Consider the following 21,145-nt stretch of genomic DNA (forward strand, 5'->3'; position numbering starts at 1 on the left):
CACGCAGTTACTGAGGGCCAAGATTGGCGTCATCAATCAATTTGCCCCACAGCACGTACTGTTCCTGAACAAACTGAGCGAACTCCTCGGGTGGACCACTAAAGGCGTCGAAACCTAATTGAGCCAACTTCTGGCGCACGGCCTCGTCCTGAACCACCTCATTAATCGTGCGGTTCAGCAGCTGAACATGCTCTGGCTCCATTCCCGCTGGACCAAAAAATCCATTCCAAGAGGTAATGTCAAAGTCAGACAAGCCTGCTTCTTCCATAGCGGGCAGATCGGGCAGCAAAGCACTGCGTTTTGCTGTCGACACCGCCAAGGCTTTCAGACGACCACTATTGATAAAGGCCAGCCCGGAGGTGACATCGGTAAACATGAAGTCCACTTGCCCGGCGATCAGATCGGTCAGCGCCTGCGGTGTGCCTTTGTACGGGACATGCAGGGCTTTCATGCCTGCTTGCAGGTCCAAGGTTCCGCCTGCCACGATGCCGGTGCTATTGCCCGAGGCATAGGTAATCACACCAGGGTTGGCCTTGGCGTATTGCAGTAGCTGTTCCACGGTTTGGTAGGGGCGGTCGGGATTCGTTACCAGAATAAAAGGCAGGTTGCCGCCACGAGCGATGGGCGTGAAATCCTTGATCGGATCGTAGGGTACGTTCTTCATCAACCAAGGGGCGGCAGAGTGAGATGTATTGGTGGTGATGAACAGGGTGTAGCCATCGGGCGCGGCCCGCTTCACATAGTTGGCTGCAATCGAGGCATTTGCGCCGGGGCGGTTTTCAACAATGATGGTCTGACCGACCCGTTTGCCGATCTCTTCTGCAAAGATCCGACCTACGGCATCTGTGCCCGAACCCGCAGGAAAGGGCACGATCAAGGTAATGGCTCGCTCCGGATACTGAGCCCAGGCATTACCGCCCATCAAAAGCATGGCGGCGCTACATGCCAGTACGGCCGTACAGCGGGAACGTAGCGAGAGCAAAAGATTTTTTTTCTTGAAATTCATAGCGGTCTCCTCAGGGTGGAAAGGCAGGGCGCATCAGCCCAAGCCAGCAAGCGCAAGCGGATCAGCGAATAACCCGATCGGGGTGCTCTTCATAAGGCGGGGAGTAAATCACCAATAGCTGAGCAGGCTCATCGCTGGTGACAGTGAAAACGTGCTTTTTGTCTGGCGGCAAATAGCAGCACTCGCCTGCCTTCATCTGGCCGTGCTCGCCATCAACTTCCACATCGGCAGTCCCGCTGAGCAGATAGCAGACCTGCTCAATGCCAGGATGCGCATGGGGCAGGGCACCTTGATTCTTTTCGATAACACCCAGCAGCACTTCCACATGCTTAGCACCGACATTGGCCTGGCTGATCAGACGACGATTCACTGTGCCCGTGTGGTTGGCCGGAGAGTACGCAAGCGCGTCTTCGGGACTAACAATCCAAGATGGTTTTTTCATTTCTGTATTTCCTGTGTGAGAAAAATATTTTACGTATGTGAAAAATTAAAAAAACTGGGGTTTACCTGTGGATGGTTTTTGGGAGGGTCGCGGGGGCGCTATCAGTTGCCAATGCCAGACAAACTCTCTTTTTCATGCTGAAGGTTTTATTTTTTGTAGTTCTTTCAGCGGGCAGGGAGGATACTTGCTAAGTCAGTGCATGCGATCGAGGTTTGGGGTCAGGACCCATGCAAACGCAATAGGCGTAAGACATAAACGCCTTAGCGAGTGGATTCTGATTACAGTGCAGAGGGCACCGTATCAACTGCTCAGCCTTTAAACCCGAAGCAAGCCCTTATCTCGGGCCCACTCGGAGCGAAGGTTAAAACGCCGGTTTTGTCCGATACCGATTCCCGTATCAAACACCCCGCTCAGCTTGGTGTAAGAAACGGGTATTCCTTGCGCGGCGATCATGCTATCGTCAAAAAAACTTTCGGGCACCGACCCATGCCCAGACCAATAGACAAGAGGGTCTCCACCGTTTATGCAACCCGTCTTACCCGCATTTCTAATCGCCCGCTGGCTATTGCTGCTTGTGCTGGCCGCAGGCGTTTACTTTTTGAAGGGATTTTTGGTCCCTGTACTGGCCGCGCTGATCATCGGCCTGGCCGGTTGGCCCTTATATAAACGACTGGTTGTGCGCTGCAATGGCCGCACCGCGCTGGCCGCCACACTTGCGCTGCTCGCCGTCACTCTGGTGCTGGTCGTGCCCCTGTCACTGGCCTTGTCCTTTGCGATCCAGGAAGCCAGCAGCTTTATCACCTGGGCCTTGGCCGCCAACCGATACGGCACACCTACGCCCGAATGGATCAAAGCCATGCCCTTAATGGGCGAGCGCCTGACCGAGTATTGGCAAGTCTATCTAGGTGAGCCCCACGCCTTGGGCGAACTGGTCGAGATGGTCAGTGGCCAGCATCTGGGCAATATCTACCGTATGGTTCTGTCAGCGACTGGGAACGTCTTCCACTTGCTGCTGACCGTACTTTTCATGCTGATCACCCTGTTTTTCATCTTTAAAGATGGCGACAGATTGCTGCTCCAGCTGGACATCGTGGGCGAGCGCGTCCTGCCAGGCCGCTGGCAGCGTTTTTCCCGTGTCGTGCCGGCTACTGTGAACTCCACAGTGACAGGCATGGGTTTGATCGCTTTGGGTGAGGGCTTGGTCCTGGGGATTGCCTATTGGGTTGCAGGCGTCCCATCTCCAGTGCTGCTGGGTGTCATTACCGGTTTTATGGCGCTGATCCCTGGTGGGGCACCGTTGTCCTTTACGATGGTTTCCCTGTACCTGATCGGTTCTGGTCACTTGGTTGCGGGCGTTAGCCTGTTCCTGTGGGGGGCGATTGAACTGTTCATCGTAGATAAGACGCTTAGACCGCGTCTGGTTGGCGGTCCCGTTAAACTGCCATTCCTGCCAACCTTCTTTGGTTTGGTTGGCGGTGTGCAGACCATGGGTATCGTGGGCCTGTTCATCGGCCCGGTGCTGATGGCTCTGTTGGTGGCGATCTGGAGAGAGTGGATTCGCAATGGACAGCACGTGGCTGTTGAAGAGTAGAGAAGTAGGGCGTCTTATTGGCAGGCCAGGACAGCGTACCTGGCCTGTTTTTATTTTTGGTTGATGAGGCTTAGGTGCTCCGGAAGCACACCGATGCAGGCTTCTAGTGAAAGCGGCCTTTTATTACTTAACCAGCTGTGACAAAGCAGGTGGAAAACAGGCCCCAAGGGCGGTTTGTCGTAGAGATTTCTTCAGACGAAAGCTCACACACAAAAAAATTGTTCAAAGGCTTGCCAAAACCCCTAGTAATCTGCGTATAATAACTTTCTTTCCTTCCAAGCCTGGATTCCCAGGTTGCCATACCTAGCCCGGGTGGTGAAATTGGTAGACGCAGGGGACTCAAAATCCCCCGCCGCAAGGCGTGCCGGTTCGATTCCGGCCCCGGGCACCAGCTTAAAATCTCTAGTGTTTATAAGGCATTAGCGCGGTTTTTAGCTTCTACCCCAAGACTGGGGGATTCCAAGATTGCGAGTCAGGTACAGTGGTGCAGCGTTGAGCATCATTCGGAGCCTGTATGGCCACTATCGTCAAGACGCCTTCTGGTACCTGGAAGGCACTAATCCGCAAAACCGGCTGGCCTGCTACCGCCAAAACTTTCCGTACTAAAAGAGACGCCGAAGACTGGGCGCGCCGTACTAAAGATGAAATGGTACGTGGAATGTATATTCAGCGTGCGCCTGCCGAGCGGATGACTCTTGAGACGGCGCTGAAGCGTTATTTGCAGGAAGTTACCCCAACTAAGCGCGCATCGACCCAGATTGGCGAACATAAAAAGACCCAGGCGCTGACCAAGCATTTGGGTAAATATTCCCTCGCTGGCTTGGGCGCTGATATTGTTGCCCAATACCGTGACATGCGCCTGGCCGGTGATGAAGACGAGGTCGGCAAGCGTGTACCGCGTAGCAATAATACTGTACGCCTAGAACTAGCCTTACTTGGCCACCTGTTTACCATTGCGAGCAAAGAATGGGGCATTGGGCTGCCGTTCAACCTCGTGTCTAATATTCGCCGACCTGCCCCTGGTGCGGGACGTAACCGACGGCTGACACCGGCAGCACACACCATGACCGCATCACCGTCGAACCGATCCAGGCCGGCCCTTCGCATACTCAACCCATGGAAATCATCCCCAAAACCGTGTCTAAGCTATCGGTCTACCACCTGAGCCGGGCAGAGCTGTCTGCGGGAGACCCTGCCCGCATCACACGCAACGATGCCCAGAATGACCTGGTCAACGGTCAACGGTCAACGGTCAACTGGCGAAGGTCACGGCGACTGATGCAACCAGCGTCACCATCGAAACCAATGGTCGCCGGGTGCAGCTGTCCACAGATCGACCGCTTAACATGGACTATGCCAACACTACCACCGCGCATAGTGCCCAAGGGCTGACCTGCGACCGAGTTCTTTACAACGCCGAAAGCTTCAGCCGCACGACCGCCCAGGACACTTACTACGTCAGTATCTCGCGGGAACGGCACGAGGTCGTTGTGTTCACAGACGATGCAAAAAGGCTGCCTAACCGAGTGGATCGGCTGACGTATAAGGGGCTGGCACATGACCTGCAGCCAATGGCGACCAAAGACCTGACACACGGCCAGAACGAACTCGGCCCCCTTTCCCTACGTGCCGAATCTGAACTGGAAATAGGGTAATTTCCAAGATCTGACGCAAGCTCCCGTGGAAGATGCATTGGCCAGGGGTTGGCAAAAGCCGAGCTGTAGCTCAATTTTTTCACGAAAATTATGCCCAACACCTTGAGGGGAGCAGGTCGGAACCAAAATCATTCTTTCCTGCGCCTAAGTTAACAAGCCGAACTTCCCTTACGTGATAAGCCAGTCTAGTATACTGTTTTTTTACACAGCATTACTGGGGCGGTCGAACTGGTGAGATTCACCAGTTCGAGTTAAACTCGCACTAACCATGAAAAACGCTATCCCAAACCGCAGCCGAAAAACCTCCGTTCATTTCTCGGGCCACGAGACGTTCCCCTTGCGTCAAATGTGGCTCAAGAAGCTATTCGATCAATGCACTAATGGCGGGCTGCTCCCCAAGTCGTATTTGTCGGATGCGAAGGCCATCGCAGAATTTGGTGTAGGTAAAAATATGGTGGCATCGATCCGACATTGGGCCTTGGCTTGCGGCGTAATGTTCGAAGACGGTGACAATTTCCGTATTCGCAATCTAGCCATAGAGATTCTGAGTGATGGTGGCCTCGACCCTTACGCTGAGCACCCTTCAACACCCTGGCTCGCTCATTGGCAACTTGCCGGCCACTGCTTTCGCTCGACGACTTGGCGTTGGCTGTTTAATCATGTCACGGCTCCGACCTTTACGCGCCAAGAGCTCGAAGACCCATTGGCCAACTACGCGCGCGAGCTCGACCCGAAACATCGGCTGTCAGCCTCCACTATCTCCCGTGATTTGGAGACCTGCCTTCGGAGTTACGCGCCGCGTGCCGCAGGGGGATCACCTGAAGATTTCGCCGAACCGCTCTTAGGCGAGTTAGGTCTGCTACAAGAGGTCCACAAGGGTCAATACGCCTTCCGCCGTGGCCCCAAAGCCTCACTGCACGATGGTATCTTTGCCTACGCACTCATCGATTTTTGGAATAACAAAGCTGAGGGACAAAGCTCGCTGGCCTTCGAAACGATCGCCTACGCTGAAGGATCACCTGGCCGAGTCTTTAAACTCGACGAGGAGTCGATCGCACAACGGCTGATAGCCCTCTCTGACTTTACTGGGGGCAAACTCGAATGGACCGACTCTGCCGGTCTTCGCCAAGTCCACCGCAAGGAACTATCGAAGGACGATATCAAGAACATGATCAGACACGCCTATGACTAACAAAAAACACCAGGTTCTCTCTGATTTCGTCCAGATTTCACGTCAATATCAGCGCTCGATTCGCGTCGACGCAGACATTGGCCGTCTAGACGCCCTCTCTGGTTATATCTGTCATACAACTGCAGCTACTGTGGTCGATAGCATGTGCAGACAGCTTACCGATACCAATCAGCGCTGTTTCACCTGGACGGGGCCGTTCGGTGGAGGAAAAAGCTCGTTGGCGGTCACGCTGGCGAGCGCCCTGCATCCGGACAAGAGCCTTCGAACCAAGGCGCGCGAAGCGCTGCAGCTGGACTCCAAGCTGACTTTCGACAAAGCCTTCCCCGTCCGCAGTGGATGGCTACTTGTCCCGACCGTAGGTAGGCGCGGAAGCATCGTGACAGAGCTGCATGCATCACTTCATCACGCTCAAGGCAAGACGGTCGACGGCCGCAGCAAGCCTAACGCCCAAACGTTGATCTCTGACCTTCTCGAACAGGCGAAGAGCCGCCCACATGACGGCGTACTGATCATCATTGACGAGATGGGAAAGTTCTTGGAAGCATCCGCTCTAGGCTCCGGGGATGATGTCTACTTCTTCCAAGAACTCGCCGAAGCGGCCGCGCGCGCCGAAGGCCGCTTGGTCGTTGTCGGCGTGCTACACCAATCGTTCGCGCAGTACTCGGCCCGCCTGGGCATCGACACTCGCGACGACTGGGTCAAAGTCCAAGGCCGCTACGTCGACCTACCTTTCGTAGCTGCAAGCGACGAGGTCGTCGAGCTCATCGGACGCGCAGTTGAGGTCAAGGAGCGTCCGCCTTGGATGCTCGATGCCTCCGAGAAGATCGCTGAAGCCATCCGTTCACGTCGGCCCGCTGTAGGGAAAAATTTCACCAACGCCCTAGAGGCGTGCTGGCCGCTGCATCCGGCCATGGCCGCGCTGCTGGGCCCCATATCCAAGCGACAGTTTGGTCAGAACGAGCGCAGTACCTTCGGCTTCTTGTCATCCGTCGAGCCCCATGGATTCCGCTCCTACCTGAACTCGACGCTTCGAGTTGATGCGAGCTGGTATCGCCCAAGCGACTACTGGGACTACCTGCGCTCGAACCTCGAGCCTGCGATCCTCGCATCCCCTGACGGGCACCGTTGGTCGCAAGCCGTCGAGGCGGTGGAACGAGCAGAAGCAAAGACGGATGATGCCCTGCTAGTGTCAATGATCAAAAACATTGCGATCATCGATCTCTTTCGCAACGGTTCGGGCCTGGCGGCTGACACCGCCGTCATCGGTACACTCTTCTACGACAAGAAGCGAGAAAGTCTCGACGAGGCACTCAAAAAGCTCTCTGACCTCAAAGTCGTCCTCTACAAGAACTACACCGGTGCTTGGTCGGTCTTCGAAGGTAGCGACTTCGACATCGACGGGGCCGTCGCCCAAACTCTGGCCGCTTCGCCTGGCATCGACTATGCACGCTTGGCCCAACTGATGGGACTACATCCGATTGTTGCTAAACGGCACTACCACGAGACTGGTTCCATGCGATGGATGGAACTGTCACTGTGTAGCATCGATCAGGCAGAAAAACTCGCCGCCGACTACTACCCAAAGAAAGGTGAGTTCGGGACATTCATTCTGGCTTTACCGAGCAAAGGCATGAGTCTGCGCGAAGCTCGTTTGCGCGCACAGGCCTGCTCGAAGCTTCGCCCATGGCCCGTGATGGTGGGTATCCCCGCCAATCACGCCCGCATCGCCGAGCTCTCTGCCGAGCTGGTGGCCTTGGAGCAAGTCAAGGATCGCCATGAGCTCTCTGGTGACGCCGTCGCCCGCCGTGAAGTCTATGCTCGTCTGGCCGCCACCCGTGCCGACCTGGAAAATCAGCTCCAATCCGCAGTGTCGCTAGCAAAGTGGCACGACGGAACAGTAGAAGTTATCGAGCCAGGCTCGAAACTTTCTCCCGTAGCCTCCAGTCTAGCTGATAGCCTATTTAGCGATTCCCCCTCTGTATGGAGCGAACTAGTAAACCGCGACAGCATTTCTAGTAACAGCGTCAAAGCCCGACGCGATCTGCTGCATGCAATGGTCAATGCCGAGGGACAGGAGGCTTTGGGCTTCGAAGGTTTCCCAGCTGAACGCGGCGTTTATGAAACGTTGCTCAAGAAAACGGGGCTACACCGCCAGGACGGTTTAGGTTCTTGGCGCTGCATGCCGCCCAGCGAAGGATTCGCCGAAGGCTTCGTACCACTATGGGAGGCGACACGCGCCCTCTTTTCGGACGTCAACGCTCACGTCGGCGCCCACGAAATCTATGCCTTGTGGAGCATGCCCCCCTTCGGCATGAAGCGGGGTATCCAGCCGGTGATCTTCACGGCTTTCCTGCTAACACATAAAGCGAACATCGCCGTCTATAAGGACGGAATGTTCGTACCAAGGCTCACCGACTTTGACGTCGACGAGTGTCTACAAGATCCTAACCGCTTTTCGCTGCGTTGGGTCGCCATCGACGAGGACAAAAGCCAAATCCTCGATGGTATCGCAGAGATTCTCGCCGAGATCGGCGAGACCGCCGGCGCAGCTGAACCGCTAGAAGCTGCTCGCGGCTTGGTGGCCATGGTCTTCAATATGCCTGAATGGGCCCGACGGACGTCTCGGCTGGAACAAACGGCCAAGGACATTCGCGACATGCTCTTGAAGGCCAGCGACCCCCACAAGGTCTTATTCGTCGACCTTGCTTCATTGCTGAGTGCCTCCGACGGTAAATCCTATGTGAATGCCCTTCGAGCTCCGCTACTGGAGCTTACTGGAGCGTATGGCAAGATGCTGGACGAAGTTGAAAAAAGGATGCTTGACGCCCTCGACGCGACTCGGGGCGATCTTGCGGCGCTACGAGAACGAGCAAAGTCCGTCTCGGGCATATCCGGCGATCTTCAATTGGACGGATTTGCAACTCGTCTAGCCAATTTCGACGGATCGAGGGCTTCGCTGGAAGGGATCCTAAGTCTGGCGGCAGAAAGGCCCCCTAGAGACTGGGTGGACCGACATATCGACACGGCGATCCTGGAGCTAGCCAAGCTCGCTCGCCGCTTCCGCGAGGCCGAGGCATTCGTGACTGTACAAGGCCGCAAGGCGCATAGCGAAGCCATTGCTGTCGTCATCGGCACCGGTTCGGACACCAAGACAATCTCGCGCTCTTTTGCAATTTCGGACAGCCATCGCGAGACAGTAGAGGCCAAGGCCCGCGAAGTTGCTTCGATCCTGGAAGGTCAAGGTTTGGGAACAGACATTCTGCTGGCGATTCTGGCAAAAGTCGGGATAAAACTAACATCCATCGACGAGGAGACTATCAATGGCTGAGCGGCACGTTTTGGGAATTTCAGGCGGTAAGGACAGCGCCGCGTTAGCTGTCTACATGCGCGAACACCACCCCGAACTCGATATCGAATATTTCTTCACCGACACTGGAGAGGAACTGCCAGAAGTCTATGAGTTTCTCGGCAAGCTTGAGGGCCGGCTCGGTAAGCCTATCCTTCGGCTTAATCCCGGTCGGGACTTCCGCTTCTGGCTACGCCAATACAACCACTTTCTACCTAGTCCCAACACGCGCTGGTGCACCCGCCAGCTGAAGCTTGCTCCCTTCGAAGACTGGGTGCGACCCATGCTGGCCGCTGGCGACAAAGTAACTTCTTATGTGGCCATCCGCGCAGACGAGGACTATCGCGAGGGCTACTCATCGAAGGCCCCAAACCTATTTGTAAAGCTGCCCTTCCGGGAGGCGGGGATCGACAAAGTGGGCGTGATCGACATATTGGAGAACTCAGGTGTCGGCTACCCAAAGTATTACGAGTGGCGTTCACGTAGTGGATGCACGTTCTGCTTCTTCCAGCAGAAGATCGAATGGGTAAGGCTGCGCGAGCAACACCCCGAGGCTTATGAGGCTGCTAAGGCATTGGAAAAGGACGCCCTTGAGCACGGCTCGCCGTTCACGTGGTCGAAGGGCGAGTCGCTCTCCGATATGGAAAACTCCACACGCGTCGCCGCGATTAAAGCCGAGTATGAGACTCGTCGTGCTCGCATACGTAAGAGTATCCCCATCAATCCTCTTAGGCCTGTGAAGACGAGCCCTGAAGACATTGATGATATCTACGGGGTGGATGAAGGCAACGGCTCTTGCGCCATCTGCCACAAATAAGAGCCGCTTCTAAGGGAGATCCTTTTCAAGTGACACAAGGTAACCCAACGCTTCGCTGAGCGTTGGAAAGACGAGATCGGAGCATTGGCGAACCATTTCGAAGTAGCGCTTTACTGAAGGGTCTTCGATCTGGTCGACCATGAAGATTCTCTTGCCGAGGGCTTTAGCAAAGCCTACCTCCAAGGCTAGAGCGTAGCCTCCTGGATTTGATGCCTCCATATTTGCCAAGACGATGTCGGCCTGCCGGATGGCGTCTAAATCCCACCTTGTGTATTCGGCAGGATTTTGGATGCCATGTGTGCTCGGATCGAGCAGCTCGTACGAGGTGGCGAGTTGCAAAGCGGTCTCGGCCTGCCAGTGCGACCGAAATCCGCCAGCCAAGTAGATCTTTCTACGAGGTTGGGGTATTGACATTGGCGTCCTTCTTGAGTTTTAGTTCAGCGACCGCAATCGAAAATGGCGTCGTCATCGCTCGGGAATAAAAAACCTCACCTTGTTTGAACAGCGTAACTGCTACTCCAAAAAAGAGGAGCACCTGCACAAACCAAGGGGCCGCATGATCATATGAATACAAAAGCTTTGGTGACACCAGATGACAAACCGCGAAGTCGATTGCGATGATCGACAAAGCCGTTCCGATTCCGTTGCACAACAGAGAGACGAACGTAAACCTTCGGCCTATCGAGGCCGCCTCTGAAGATACAGAAAGAGCAACGGAGCGAAGATCTTTGTAGTCCCAGTCGGCTGGACCGCTATCAGTCTGCGAGGTATTAATCAGATCGGAGAATCTAACGTAGGATAGCCTTTTCTTCGCCTTAGAGTCATCGAACTTACTAGAGATTCTTATCCAGGTGAGTAATTTTTTGACGCCATGCTCGTGCACAGCCAGCAAAACATGTCCGAGCGCAAAAAGTAGGCCTGCCGCGGTCAGTGCTGCCGCACTTGAGTCTAAGAGATTTAGGATAGCCTGAAGCCGAGCAGGCCCCAAATGCATGAGCCCAAAACCAACCGCAAACACGGCACCAGGAACCCAGGCGCCAATAAGATCGTTGAAGAATCCTGCGACAATCGCTATCGCTTCTTCAATCTTCATACCACCTGTCCTTTGGATTCGTTGTCTTTCTGAATGGCAACCACCGCAGATTCGATGTCTTGATCAGAAAGGAACGGTGCTTGCGCAAAGACTAGCCCTTGTTCACCATTCAGCTTAGCAGCCAGATGCCCTCGGCCCAGCAGCAGTTCAGCTCCGGGGCGGTCGAGTGCGATCTTTGAAGTAGCTTCGCTCGACACCTTCAAGATTAGGCGATTGCCTAGGTTCTCGCGAAGCTGCATTGGCATCACGTCCTTGTCTGGGCGTTGGGCCGCGAAGATCAGGTGAATGCCAGCTGCGCGAGCCTTCACCCCCAGCCGTTGTACCGCCGCGCCCACTGCCGACTTGTAGGCATCGTCGAACATCCAGTCAGCGAATTCATCATGAACCAAGAACACCATGGGCAGACGCTCATCAGCCAAGACCTTTGCATTGTAGGACGGCAAATCACGCGCTCTGGCCTTGGAAAAAGCTCTATAACGATCCTCCATCTCCTGGACCAATGCATCGAGAACTTCACTAGCTTTCTCCTTGGTTGTAATAATCTCCTCGCGCATATGCGGTAAGTCCGCCAAGGGAGCATAGTCCACACCTATCTTTGGGTCGATCAGGATGATCTGCGCCAGATCCTTAGAATTGGTTGCCGCAATGTCCAAAAGTAGCGCCTGAATTAGCACCGACTTTCCGCTACCAGTCGCTCCTGCCACCAGGGAATGCGGCTCATGCGATGAAAGCCCGCCGAACTCCGCCCCGAGGTTCAGATACAGCAATGCGCCGTTAATCTCTTGAACCCCTAAAAGGAAGGAGGTGTTGATGCCAGCAACATTTCGATTGAATGCACGGCGCGCCCAAAGCTCCCAGAGCGACACTGCCTGGCGCTTAAATCCAGCAACGGTCACTACGATTTCACCCGGCTTGGGCTGGACCGTCACAAGGTTGAGCGCGTGGGTTGTCAAAAGCTGTGTCCGCTTGTTCTCAATATCCTCGACGCGCAGTCGATCGGAGCCAGCCAAGCGCACTAAACAACCATTGGGCGTTAGACGCGTACCAAGAACAGCAGCCTGCAGGCCGTAGCTGTTGAGCGCGGCTTTCAGCTTCTTGGTCACATCTTGGGCCCACTCCTCACGCTCTGCATCGGACTCAGTGCTGCCCGCAAACTTGGAGGAAACTAGCTCGTCGAGCGTGACGCCGAAGTTGGTGGTCATTGCAGAATCTGAAACAGGATTTGGCGATGCGATATCGACAACCGAAGGGCTTTGCACAGGAGGCATAGACCCTTGCGTCGGGGCACTGACCGGATCTGTAGCAATTGATTCAGCGACAGCCGAAATATCAGCCTCGCCGCTGGCGAGCTGACCCAACGCAGCAAGCCAAGGCACACGCGGCGCGGGCTTCTTGAAGCCATGATTCGCCCATGGCTGATGAGGCCCCAACCCAGAACGAGCGCCCAGCCCTCCAGCGCCTTTGGCATAGACCTCAATAAGCTTACGCAAGTCGTGTCGGTCGAAGACCTCTTGCCAGGCCGTCACGCCGCCCAATTCTTCCAGCATTTCCTGGTCCGATACTGAAGTCGATCCGGCGTCCGAGGTGTGAATGTAAACGTGCGAATATCCGCGCAACGAAATCTCCACATCGCCCTCCCGCAACTTGAAGCGGACCCGCTCCAGCAGATCCGTCATGCCTGGTGGGACATCGGCGTCGATAAGCATATCGGCCAGACGAGCTAGCCATACATCACGATCCAGCCGACCCGGGTCTCCAAAGAGCGCTTCACGAAAAATGCCGAGAGTAGCGAGGAGCTGGTCTCTGGAATCCCGTCGTGCCTTAGCTAGGCCATCGGCCGCCACATATTTCGACTCAACGACCGAGATAACGACGCGAACATCCCCGTCCTGCTCCTGGACATTGAGTGCGAGAATGTCAGCGATACGACTTTCTGGCTGCGATAACCAACTAGCATAGTCATCAAGTAAGAAGTAGGCCGTCAAGACCTGGCCCTCGCCCGCAGCAGCCTTGAATTCCTCTGCGAGCAAATGACGACTGAGCACCAGCCCAATCATTTCACCCGCTGAGACACCACGCTTAGCAGCACGCAGCACTATATCGCCCGAAATCGAGAGCGCATCACGCTTGGCTTTGTCAGCTACGGACTGAATCTCAGCCGCATTTAAAGGCAAATTCAGTTCATCGAGCCGGCGGCGTACCAAAACGCCTAGCAGCCGCAGCTCGGAAGTCGAACTCACGATCATGTTGCGACCGTTGGTGGAGCCGCGGCGATAGCGAACGACAGTGATATTGTTGTGGTGGAGCTGACGCTTGTCGAGCAGCTCGTCATATGTAGCGACCCATTCGGCCAAATCGTGCGCGTCTTTGATCATCCCTGCCAGTGCAGGGCTTTGCAACGAGATTCGCCGGGCCGGCAGGTAGCGTTCGTCTGGCAAGGCGTCAGTTTGGCGACAAACAGCCGCCACGGCAGACACATAAGCCCAGCCGGATGTAGTCTGCCATGGACAGGTCAAGAATGTGGTCGATTTAAGCTCATTCTCGCTCGAGACGCTGCGATAAGACCACCGCGAAGGCGCGTGCTCGAGGTTAGGCCGATCGTTCGTCCAGGGGACGGGAAGCCACTCCGACTGGGCCGCCCGCGCAACTACGTCATGTAGAAAGGCCACATCGAAAGCCTTAAATCCCTGAGTACTCTCACTAGGAGTAGCCGAGATCGGTGTCACCGAAATGCGCAGATTCGAAATAAAGTTGTCGCTTGTCTCGCTAACCATGGGCAGGTTGGGGTCATCACCGGCCTTGTTTACCAACTCGCCATAGACACTTCTCAGTTTGGCCGGATCCGAATGACGGACCGACACATTGCATTGCAACTTGCCAACCTCCTGGATAGACGAAAGCTCCCGCACAGTCGCCAACGGCATCTCGGCCGCATCGGCGTTATAGAGTACGACACTAAGACATGCAGCTTCATGAGGCTGTAGACTGACATAGCGCTCTAATAGCTCACGTGCCTGTTTGGCAGCGGCAGCCGGATCAACATCAGTCATAGTATCCCCGACAACGCGGGTGGGTGACTCTAAGAGACTATAGCCGTTGACTGTACTGCTTTCGGAGACCAGCATCTGCATGCCAGCTCTGTGAAGGACAGCTATTTCTGGATAAAACGGATGGGCGATCTCATCTGAGAACTCACGCATGAAAATTTCGCGATCCCCGTAAAGAATGCTGCCACTGGATAGTACGTGAGTCGCGAATGCTGCCACACGGCGGGACTTAACCGCCAAGGCCTTCATACGCTCTGGGTGCCAAGGCGGAATGATTAGCGCTGGGTTATCGCCTGCCACTCGAACCGTGCCCACGGTGAGAGCTTCAGAGACTAATCGCGATCGACAAACATCCCCACGAGCGTGGGTCATAAGCGCCGTCATCAACGAACCGAAAGAACCAGCCTGACGCATAACCGCCTCGCCATGCAGCCCTGTAGACACAAAGTCATTCATCGCCTCGATGTAGTCTTCTTCGAATTTGTCCCACGAGGCTCTGATCTCATCACCTTGAGCAGAAGTAAGACGCCCCTCTTCTGTTAGATCTCTTATCCGAGTTTTGATGTCATGACGCAGGCTTCGCAGCCGGCTGACTGCAGGTACTAGAGATCCCGCATCGGCCGAATAAATCGCCTCTAAAGTATTGGTATCCAGCAACGAAACGCTTTGCACACCGCCTTTCTTACTCACTAGCCGCCGAGGAACCTCCGTGCAGCCGACTGCCCCCTTCTCCAAGAGGCGCCGCATGTCCGCGACCATCGACAAACCGATTGAAGTGGGCTTGTAACTCCACAGAAGCTGAGTCTTTGCCAGGACGGTCTCGTTGTCCCCCACAACTTGAATCAAGGCCACATCAAATTTGATCTGCAAAGCTAAACGCGAAAGCGATGGGTTCGGCCGGACCTTGTTCTTCTGGTTATTGCGGAGTTCCTTCTCCTTGGCGAAGAAAGCTTCGTATTCGAAGAGAGGGTCGGGTAGGTTGGCGTTTCCTAGCCGCTCAACCTTCCACTCAACCTTCGAGCCCATGAGCTTCTTCAGCCCACGATACATAGCTGAAAAATAGCTACCAGCATCGTAATTGAATCGTTCACGCCACACTGTACGACCCTTGGTCACCGTGAAGCGTAAGACTCGCTCACCATCTACGTCACGCAGGCCCGCATGGAGGCTATTGACTACGCGTGCAAAGCCTTCGAAGAAATCGTGGCACTCAATGGGCTTCCCATATAAGGCCTTCTCCCAACGTGCGCAAAGCTTGGTATCTTGCTCAAGCAATCGGCGATGCTTAACAAAAAAGGCCTCATCATCCTCCGTAAAGTCAGAACGGCGTTGTCGCGACTTCATGTCCTCTAAGAGCTTACGGCCCTCAGTATCGAGCGAGTCCTCTTGATCACAATCGTGGTCGAAGAAGCGAACAGTCGCTTCAGCCAATCCAAGCTGCTTCTCCTTGGGCTTTTCGAAAGCCAATGAGACACCATCAGCTTCCCACTCGAACTGAGCAAGTGCTCCTGCCGCCGCCTGATCACCCGCAGGAGCAGCAACAAATGCTTCGAGCGCCAATCGTGCGCCGTCCGCTATCTCCGTCGTGTTAGCCTCGAGACGCTCCTTAATCTCCTCGGAATCCAGTGGCTGGCCGTTATGCCGTAGTTTCTTGAGCAGTGGAGCACGCTGAATGAAGAGCTTGGCAAAGGCAGTCTGCCAGGGCTTGCGCTGGGAACCAAAAGTCTTCGAGTTGGAAAAAAAACCGCTGTCACGCGGAAGACCAGCACGTGGCATGGCAAAACCCATCGCATCACGAATTGCAAGTCCTTGGCTAGACATTGCCTCGACGAGCTCGAAGCAGAACTCACCAAGCTGGACGAGCGAAAGCTCGGAAGAGGCTAGTAAGCCACCCATAGCCGCATGAAATACGAGACGATCATCCGATACCGGTGAGAGCCCGCCCACGTGCAAGGTGGCCTCAACCCACGGCTCGGGGTCTGCGCGTATTTCCTTAGCACCGATGGCCATGACATGGCCCAGTGTGTCGGCTAGGCTGTGCTCGTTGCCATTGGCAGTGAGGATCGCCGACTTTAAGGTTGTAGCGTTGTTCCGCACATACCCAGCGTTGTGCGAGATCAGGATCTCGTCCGGCAGCCCTTGTCCTTCGACTAGCACCTCTGGAATCATCAGATCTACACGAGCGAACAACTCCGAATTAGCGACAATCGCGCGCGCCACCGCTGCGACCTGGCTGGGCGATAGCTTGTCAAGCCTGAACAAGGCTGCCGAGTCACCCTGCTGAGCAGGCTCTGAAATACGCTTGGCGAGGATATCAGCGCCAACTCTCCCGATAATACGGTCGGTCAGCATACAGTTCCTCCCTTAAGAACAAACGGATTCTCAACAAACGAACAAGAGTCGGAGAGCCTACGAACTAATCCCAGACCAACAAGCCTTGCCTCAAGTTTGTCTCGGTTCTCGCTGAGCTCCTCTTGGTCAATCAATTTTGCATCCACCAAGCGCGCTCCTTCAGCGTCTCCGATGATCAAACCATACCTCCGCTTCGCCTCAGTCAGGAACTCGTCAAACTGCATGCGATCTTTAACGATGGTCACGACAATCGACTTCAATAGCCTATCATTTGGAGCATAGCGGTTGCGCCGCGAGAGGCGACGAGAACCAAGTCCAATCGCTCGCGACCAGGACGCGTGGATCTTGCCGACGTGCTGATTATGACGCGCCAAAGCACGCTCGATGAGACTGCTGACAAGAGCATCCGGGCTCTCGCCTGAATAGTCATCATCGTCTTCACCATCTAGAGAAGGCCACTGGAACCATTCGCGCATGATCTTTATGCGTTCAGCATCGGGGAAGTCACTAGAAGCTGCGCAGATCCAGTCAACGTCCTGGCGGACCGACTCGACATGGGCACGTACCGCCTTGGAGGACAACCCATGGTTGAATTGGTAACTGTCGCCAGACAGGGCGCGTACCTTCGTCCGTTCCTTCGAGACGATTTCACAGATTACCTCCACCGGTTCGTCATCGCCCGCTACTCGCTTCGCTCGCTCAAGAAAGTAGAGCAGCATATTGAGACCCGTAATGGTAATTATGTGTTCCAAAGCATCGTAGACTGGCATATCCTTAGCAAGGATCTCCAGCCAATCGTCGCAGATCTGATCGAAGCGCGCGTTGGTGACCTCAGGAAGATAGCCTGACTGTCGAAAATCATCAGCACGCTGAGGATTTCCTTGCATCGCACGAGCGAGCCGATTCATGGGCGCTTCGCGATCAAACAGGCGCTCCTTCAGTAGGTCTCCAAGTTCCGTGCCACGCTTCGACCGTGTAAGCATCATATAGAGGAGCTCGCCGCTGCGAGCAAAGAATCGACGATCGTTGTTCACCTTGCCCTTCGAATCGATCGTCAAGTCCTCGTAAAGAGCGTCAGGGCCGAAAGGAAAGACGAACTTCGAACTCCAACGCTTATTGCTGAGCGCCTCAAATGAGGACGATCGCAAGAGCTCAACGGCTTTGGCAAAATCTTCAAAGTTTACGAACGAATGACGCAGGTAAGTCATGTCATCAATGCGATCGCCGTTGCCGGTGGCATTTTGATCGAACCTCTCAAACCACTGCCGCCACTTCTCTTCGTCGGGCAGCACACTCTCGGCAATTGTTTCAACGTAAGGGTTGTTGAATAGAAGACCACGAAGGCGAATTTGGCGCTGTGGCTGAAACCTGAACGCCCCTACCAACCCATCATGGGAGCGCAAAGGTTTGTCCAAATTGGAGCCCAACGCACCAAGAAACTCAAGTACTGTCAAATGTGGGAGCTGCTCATCATAGAGGCGATGGCCCCATATGTTCTCGTCGACACAGAAGTCGACATGCCTAATCTCAGGCCGCTCGAAGATCTTGCTCATGCAGGTAACCTCACTGTCACCGGACGGGTGAAGCCTCGACCACCCGGCTCAATGTCGATAAAGTTCAGTGTCAGCGCAGAGGTATCCTCTCCGAGGTCGTCATCGTAACTATCAGAGCCACCTTTACGGACGATCTCCGCCATGCGAAGCAGCTTAGCCTTGAACGCCAGCAGGTCTTCGAGGCACTCGTTCGAGAAACTCGCAGGTAATGAGCCTTCAGCCACTCGCGAGAGAAATTCATACCTGATAGGCGTAAGATCAAAGGCAACGGAGTTTCCAGGACCTGGGGATAGCGACACATCTAATTGAGGTCGACCAGTTTCCTCGTCTAGTCTGATTGCCATGCCAACCCCACCTTGTCTGCGCGCAGGCGTCTCATGATCGCAGAGCACGCTTACGCGACTTTGTGTAAATCCACCAGAGCTAGCGATGAAGATGCGATCAGCATTTTCCAAAAGTAGCCCTGTCATAACCCGATTCAGGCCTCTAGCGATGCGTCCGCGTGTATTTTCACTCACCGACTTCTTGCCCTTAAGTGATTCTATGGCTGCTAGATAGTCGCCCGCAAAGCGAAAAGCCGTCATCGACCAATGAGGATATCCAGGCTCAGCTTCGGGCAACGTGAAATAAAGCCGTCGACGCTGAGCCTCAAGCATTTCCAGGAACTCTGAGAAGTTGCCTTCCAACCGAGCACCCTCATGGCCCTCCAAATATCCATCTTGAGCCGTGCGGAACTCCACAGTCGCTCCATAGATCGGATCGAGGGCTACGAGACGCTCGAAATCGGTTTGGAGCTTCAAATCGTCCTTGCCGTAGACTAATAGGCCATCGGCAGCGTTAGTCGTCTCCTCTCCTACGCCGAAGCTGGCCATAGCTAGGAAAATAGGGCGCTGAGAAATCCGACGTTTGGGCAAATTCGCCCCAAATGCATTTGAGTAGATGCTAGCCTTGCTGATTTGCCCATTCTCTTGAATTTTGGGGACGTCCGCGCACGTCATCAAGTTCTCTTTAGCTCCCTTGGGATCGGCATAGCCGAGAATCATGTTCGAACAAAGTGCCAGAAGATCACGCACCGGTAGATGAAGGCCATTGAGCCTCGCTACTTCGATTAAATCACCGAGGCGACGCACAAGCTGGCCACCATCAGACTCGCCGAGCAATCGGCGTCGATTCTCGTCGATCGGACAGACCTTCCCTGTAGTCTTTAACGAGCAGTGCAAACAGTTGTCCCACTCTGCATGGCCCGCCACGACTTTGGATATCTCGTCAATTGTCTCGCGGCTAGTCGTACGACTTAAGTCGAAAACGGCGAGTCGATCCGGTGGTGGGCCAGTCTGTAGAAAACATTCTTGAAGAGGCTTGCGAAGTGGGTGATCTCTACCTTGCCGCCTTTCAAGATCACGTAACCGGTCAAGAAGCTGCCCGTGGTTGGCCGCTAAGATTACGACTTCAGAGTCGTCCTTCCCAAGCACTGACTTTTCGAGCCGCTGGAGTGGTAGATCGCTTTCCTCCCCGTTGAACTCCGAGAGATCCTTGATGAAGACTGCCAAACGACCATCTGTGAGTCGATGCTCCTTCACGCTCCCCGTCTCGGCCCATACCTTGGGGGCTCCCCCGATGTGAGCCCAAAGGGAGCGACAATGGTAGGTCTTACCGTCACCTGCCGTCCCGGCTATCAATAACGAACCTGGGGCCTTAGAGTCAATGTGCAGAGCCATTTTTTCTAGCCACGGTGTCGACAAGTGAATTGGCTGGACTTTAGCTCTGCTAAGCGCCCCCAACACATACTCATCAAACAATGTCAGATTGTTCGGCGTTGGGCCATAACTACGCAAGAAACGAACCCAAGCGCTGGAAGGCAGCCTATCGGTTTCTTTAAGTTGTTGCTTTGGGGTATCGGTCACGCTTCCTCTCTAGCCATACATACCAAACGGATCAACTGCTCGCGACAGATCTATAGTGTCTGGCAAAAAATGTTGCGTTTGTCACTAATTATGCCAAGAATGCGCGCGGGGTGCTACGGTACTCTATAGCCAACCCTTTATAACTGGATTTTCAGAGCTTAGGAGTTGATAACCTATCCGGCCAAGTCACTCCCTATTGGCAACGAGTAAACGCAACTGCAGAGGACCGACGGGCGCTCTGCTCACAGCAGAGCACATGGCTCTTAGCGATTTCGATATTTCCATCATCATGGGCAGGAAAAAGGTACTACGTGCCACCAAAGCCGCCCCAAACGCGAAAACAGTTGCCACGCAGGTAGACCGTCAACCACATGTGAGACGCGCATGGGCTACGGCACACGTGTGGGAAAAACATCTAAGGGCGTGTAAAAACTCCGAGGACGGTGCGGCTGTCGAGCTCTAATTCACAACATTGCGCCCCACACTAGCAAAGCCCCTTCTTTAAGCAATTTACATGTAGCCATTTTTTAGCCAACCCGTCACCGCGATGTAGCCCATCCGTAGCCAACTAGTCACCAAGCTGCTGCCAAATTGCTGTCAGGATGAAATCCGGGCTTCCAGCTAGAAGGTCTATAGATGATTGGGCCCCATCCGTAGCCGACACTTTCCATTTTGGCTCAATGATTTACATATTTTCATCGCTCTAACTGTCCCACAACAAGGTATGGAGTCGCCCGTCAGTAAGCGCCTGAAAAACAAGCGCTTTTCCTACCCCGTTAGGGGTGCGTCGTGTGTGGGGCTTTTAAGGCGACAAATGAGCGGCAGCGAATTTTGGGGGGTGAAAGTCCCAGCTAGGCCGAAGGAATAGCAATGTCATCCAACGGAGACCCATCGAAGATGGAAACCAGCCAGCACAGATTTCATTGCCACTAGTAACTCTAGCGCCTGGAACGACGAAAACACGGGCGCGGACGCGCATCCGTCAATGTGGGTGATGCCCAAGACAAGCGCTCGGTCATTCCTATAGAAATGGATGACGTGGATTATTGGCTATCTGGCTCCGCTGAGGAAGCCAGCAGTCTTCTGCGCCTAGCACTGGAACATATTTTCGATGCCGCGCCGTTATTGACGACATCCCAGGTCAGGG

The 21,145-nt window shown here is 54.6% G+C and carries 12 protein-coding genes, 1 tRNA gene and 1 pseudogene; 7 read left to right on the forward strand and 7 right to left on the reverse strand.

The features are described from left to right. Window positions 1–7 precede the first annotated feature (7 nt). Window positions 8–1,006, reverse strand: coding sequence for a Bug family tripartite tricarboxylate transporter substrate binding protein (locus IE156_RS05845; protein ID WP_373296494.1), 999 nt, complete (start codon window positions 1,004–1,006; stop codon window positions 8–10). A 61-nt stretch (window positions 1,007–1,067) separates the two neighbouring features. Continuing rightward, a complete protein-coding gene (locus tag IE156_RS05850; RefSeq protein ID WP_189391604.1) occupies window positions 1,068–1,448 on the reverse strand; it encodes a cupin domain-containing protein in 381 nt (126 codons plus the stop codon). Between the two features lie 523 nt (window positions 1,449–1,971). On the opposite strand from IE156_RS05850, the gene IE156_RS05855 reads away from it, so the two are divergent. The 7 genes and pseudogenes from IE156_RS05855 to IE156_RS05885 all read left to right on the forward strand — a co-directional run bounded on the left by IE156_RS05855 (window position 1,972) and on the right by IE156_RS05885 (window position 10,049). Continuing rightward, window positions 1,972–3,039 carry an AI-2E family transporter gene (locus IE156_RS05855; RefSeq protein ID WP_189391605.1) on the forward strand — a complete coding sequence of 356 codons (1,068 nt, stop codon included), beginning with the start codon at window positions 1,972–1,974 and terminating at the stop codon, window positions 3,037–3,039. Window positions 3,040–3,345: 306 nt separating this feature from the next. After that, window positions 3,346–3,430: transfer RNA gene (locus IE156_RS05860), tRNA-Leu, on the forward strand. 123 nt (window positions 3,431–3,553) lie between these two features. After that, window positions 3,554–4,090: pseudogene (locus IE156_RS05865) on the forward strand (site-specific integrase); the annotation flags it as partial. A gap of 295 nt (window positions 4,091–4,385) precedes the next feature. Continuing rightward, window positions 4,386–4,694: a hypothetical protein gene (locus tag IE156_RS18380; RefSeq protein ID WP_229841053.1), complete on the forward strand. Its 309-nt coding sequence runs from the start codon at window positions 4,386–4,388 to the stop codon at window positions 4,692–4,694. Window positions 4,695–4,962: 268 nt separating this feature from the next. After that, complete coding sequence (locus tag IE156_RS05875) at window positions 4,963–5,886, forward strand: DUF4007 family protein (protein ID WP_189391606.1); 924 nt, start codon at window positions 4,963–4,965, stop codon at window positions 5,884–5,886. Further along, window positions 5,879–9,214, forward strand: coding sequence for an ATP-binding protein (locus IE156_RS05880; RefSeq protein ID WP_189391607.1), 3,336 nt, complete (start codon window positions 5,879–5,881; stop codon window positions 9,212–9,214). The genes IE156_RS05875 and IE156_RS05880 overlap by 8 nt, the downstream gene beginning before the upstream one ends. Beyond that, window positions 9,207–10,049: a phosphoadenosine phosphosulfate reductase family protein gene (locus IE156_RS05885; RefSeq protein WP_189391608.1), complete on the forward strand. Its 843-nt coding sequence runs from the start codon at window positions 9,207–9,209 to the stop codon at window positions 10,047–10,049. The genes IE156_RS05880 and IE156_RS05885 overlap by 8 nt, the downstream gene beginning before the upstream one ends. Window positions 10,050–10,058: 9 nt before the next feature. On the opposite strand, the gene IE156_RS05890 is transcribed toward IE156_RS05885, so the two are convergent. From IE156_RS05890 to IE156_RS05910, 5 genes are read right to left on the reverse strand one after another with little or no spacing between them, the layout of a single operon-like run. Continuing rightward, a complete protein-coding gene (locus IE156_RS05890; protein ID WP_268248092.1) occupies window positions 10,059–10,463 on the reverse strand; it encodes a nucleoside 2-deoxyribosyltransferase in 405 nt (134 codons plus the stop codon). Continuing rightward, complete coding sequence (locus IE156_RS05895; RefSeq protein ID WP_189391610.1) at window positions 10,441–11,142, reverse strand: hypothetical protein; 702 nt, start codon at window positions 11,140–11,142, stop codon at window positions 10,441–10,443. Before IE156_RS05895 ends, IE156_RS05890 begins: the two co-directional genes overlap by 23 nt. Then, the gene (locus tag IE156_RS05900) at window positions 11,139–16,541 is read right to left on the reverse strand and encodes an FtsK/SpoIIIE domain-containing protein (RefSeq protein ID WP_189391611.1); all 5,403 of its coding nucleotides are present in this window, start codon (window positions 16,539–16,541) and stop codon (window positions 11,139–11,141) included. The genes IE156_RS05895 and IE156_RS05900 overlap by 4 nt, the downstream gene beginning before the upstream one ends. Then, the gene (locus tag IE156_RS05905) at window positions 16,535–18,094 is read right to left on the reverse strand and encodes a hypothetical protein (RefSeq protein WP_189391612.1); all 1,560 of its coding nucleotides are present in this window, start codon (window positions 18,092–18,094) and stop codon (window positions 16,535–16,537) included. The genes IE156_RS05900 and IE156_RS05905 overlap by 7 nt, the downstream gene beginning before the upstream one ends. Beyond that, complete coding sequence (locus IE156_RS05910) at window positions 18,091–19,998, reverse strand: hypothetical protein (RefSeq protein WP_189391613.1); 1,908 nt, start codon at window positions 19,996–19,998, stop codon at window positions 18,091–18,093. Before IE156_RS05910 ends, IE156_RS05905 begins: the two co-directional genes overlap by 4 nt. Window positions 19,999–21,145: the final 1,147 nt, after the last annotated feature.

It is taken from the genome of Alcaligenes pakistanensis, assembly GCF_014652815.1.
In the GTDB taxonomy this organism is placed as follows: domain Bacteria; phylum Pseudomonadota; class Gammaproteobacteria; order Burkholderiales; family Burkholderiaceae_B; genus Alcaligenes; species Alcaligenes pakistanensis.

Coding starts and splice junctions, on each gene's coding strand:
- IE156_RS05845 (WP_373296494.1), bottom strand. CDS start 1,006: ATGAATTTCAAGAAAAAAAATCTTTTGCTCTCGCTACGTTCCCGCTGT.
- IE156_RS05850 (WP_189391604.1), bottom strand. CDS start 1,448: ATGAAAAAACCATCTTGGATTGTTAGTCCCGAAGACGCGCTTGCGTAC.
- IE156_RS05855 (WP_189391605.1), top strand. CDS start 1,972: ATGCAACCCGTCTTACCCGCATTTCTAATCGCCCGCTGGCTATTGCTG.
- IE156_RS18380 (WP_229841053.1), top strand. CDS start 4,386: ATGGACTATGCCAACACTACCACCGCGCATAGTGCCCAAGGGCTGACC.
- IE156_RS05875 (WP_189391606.1), top strand. CDS start 4,963: ATGAAAAACGCTATCCCAAACCGCAGCCGAAAAACCTCCGTTCATTTC.
- IE156_RS05880 (WP_189391607.1), top strand. CDS start 5,879: ATGACTAACAAAAAACACCAGGTTCTCTCTGATTTCGTCCAGATTTCA.
- IE156_RS05885 (WP_189391608.1), top strand. CDS start 9,207: ATGGCTGAGCGGCACGTTTTGGGAATTTCAGGCGGTAAGGACAGCGCC.
- IE156_RS05890 (WP_268248092.1), bottom strand. CDS start 10,463: ATGTCAATACCCCAACCTCGTAGAAAGATCTACTTGGCTGGCGGATTT.
- IE156_RS05895 (WP_189391610.1), bottom strand. CDS start 11,142: ATGAAGATTGAAGAAGCGATAGCGATTGTCGCAGGATTCTTCAACGAT.
- IE156_RS05900 (WP_189391611.1), bottom strand. CDS start 16,541: ATGCTGACCGACCGTATTATCGGGAGAGTTGGCGCTGATATCCTCGCC.
- IE156_RS05905 (WP_189391612.1), bottom strand. CDS start 18,094: ATGAGCAAGATCTTCGAGCGGCCTGAGATTAGGCATGTCGACTTCTGT.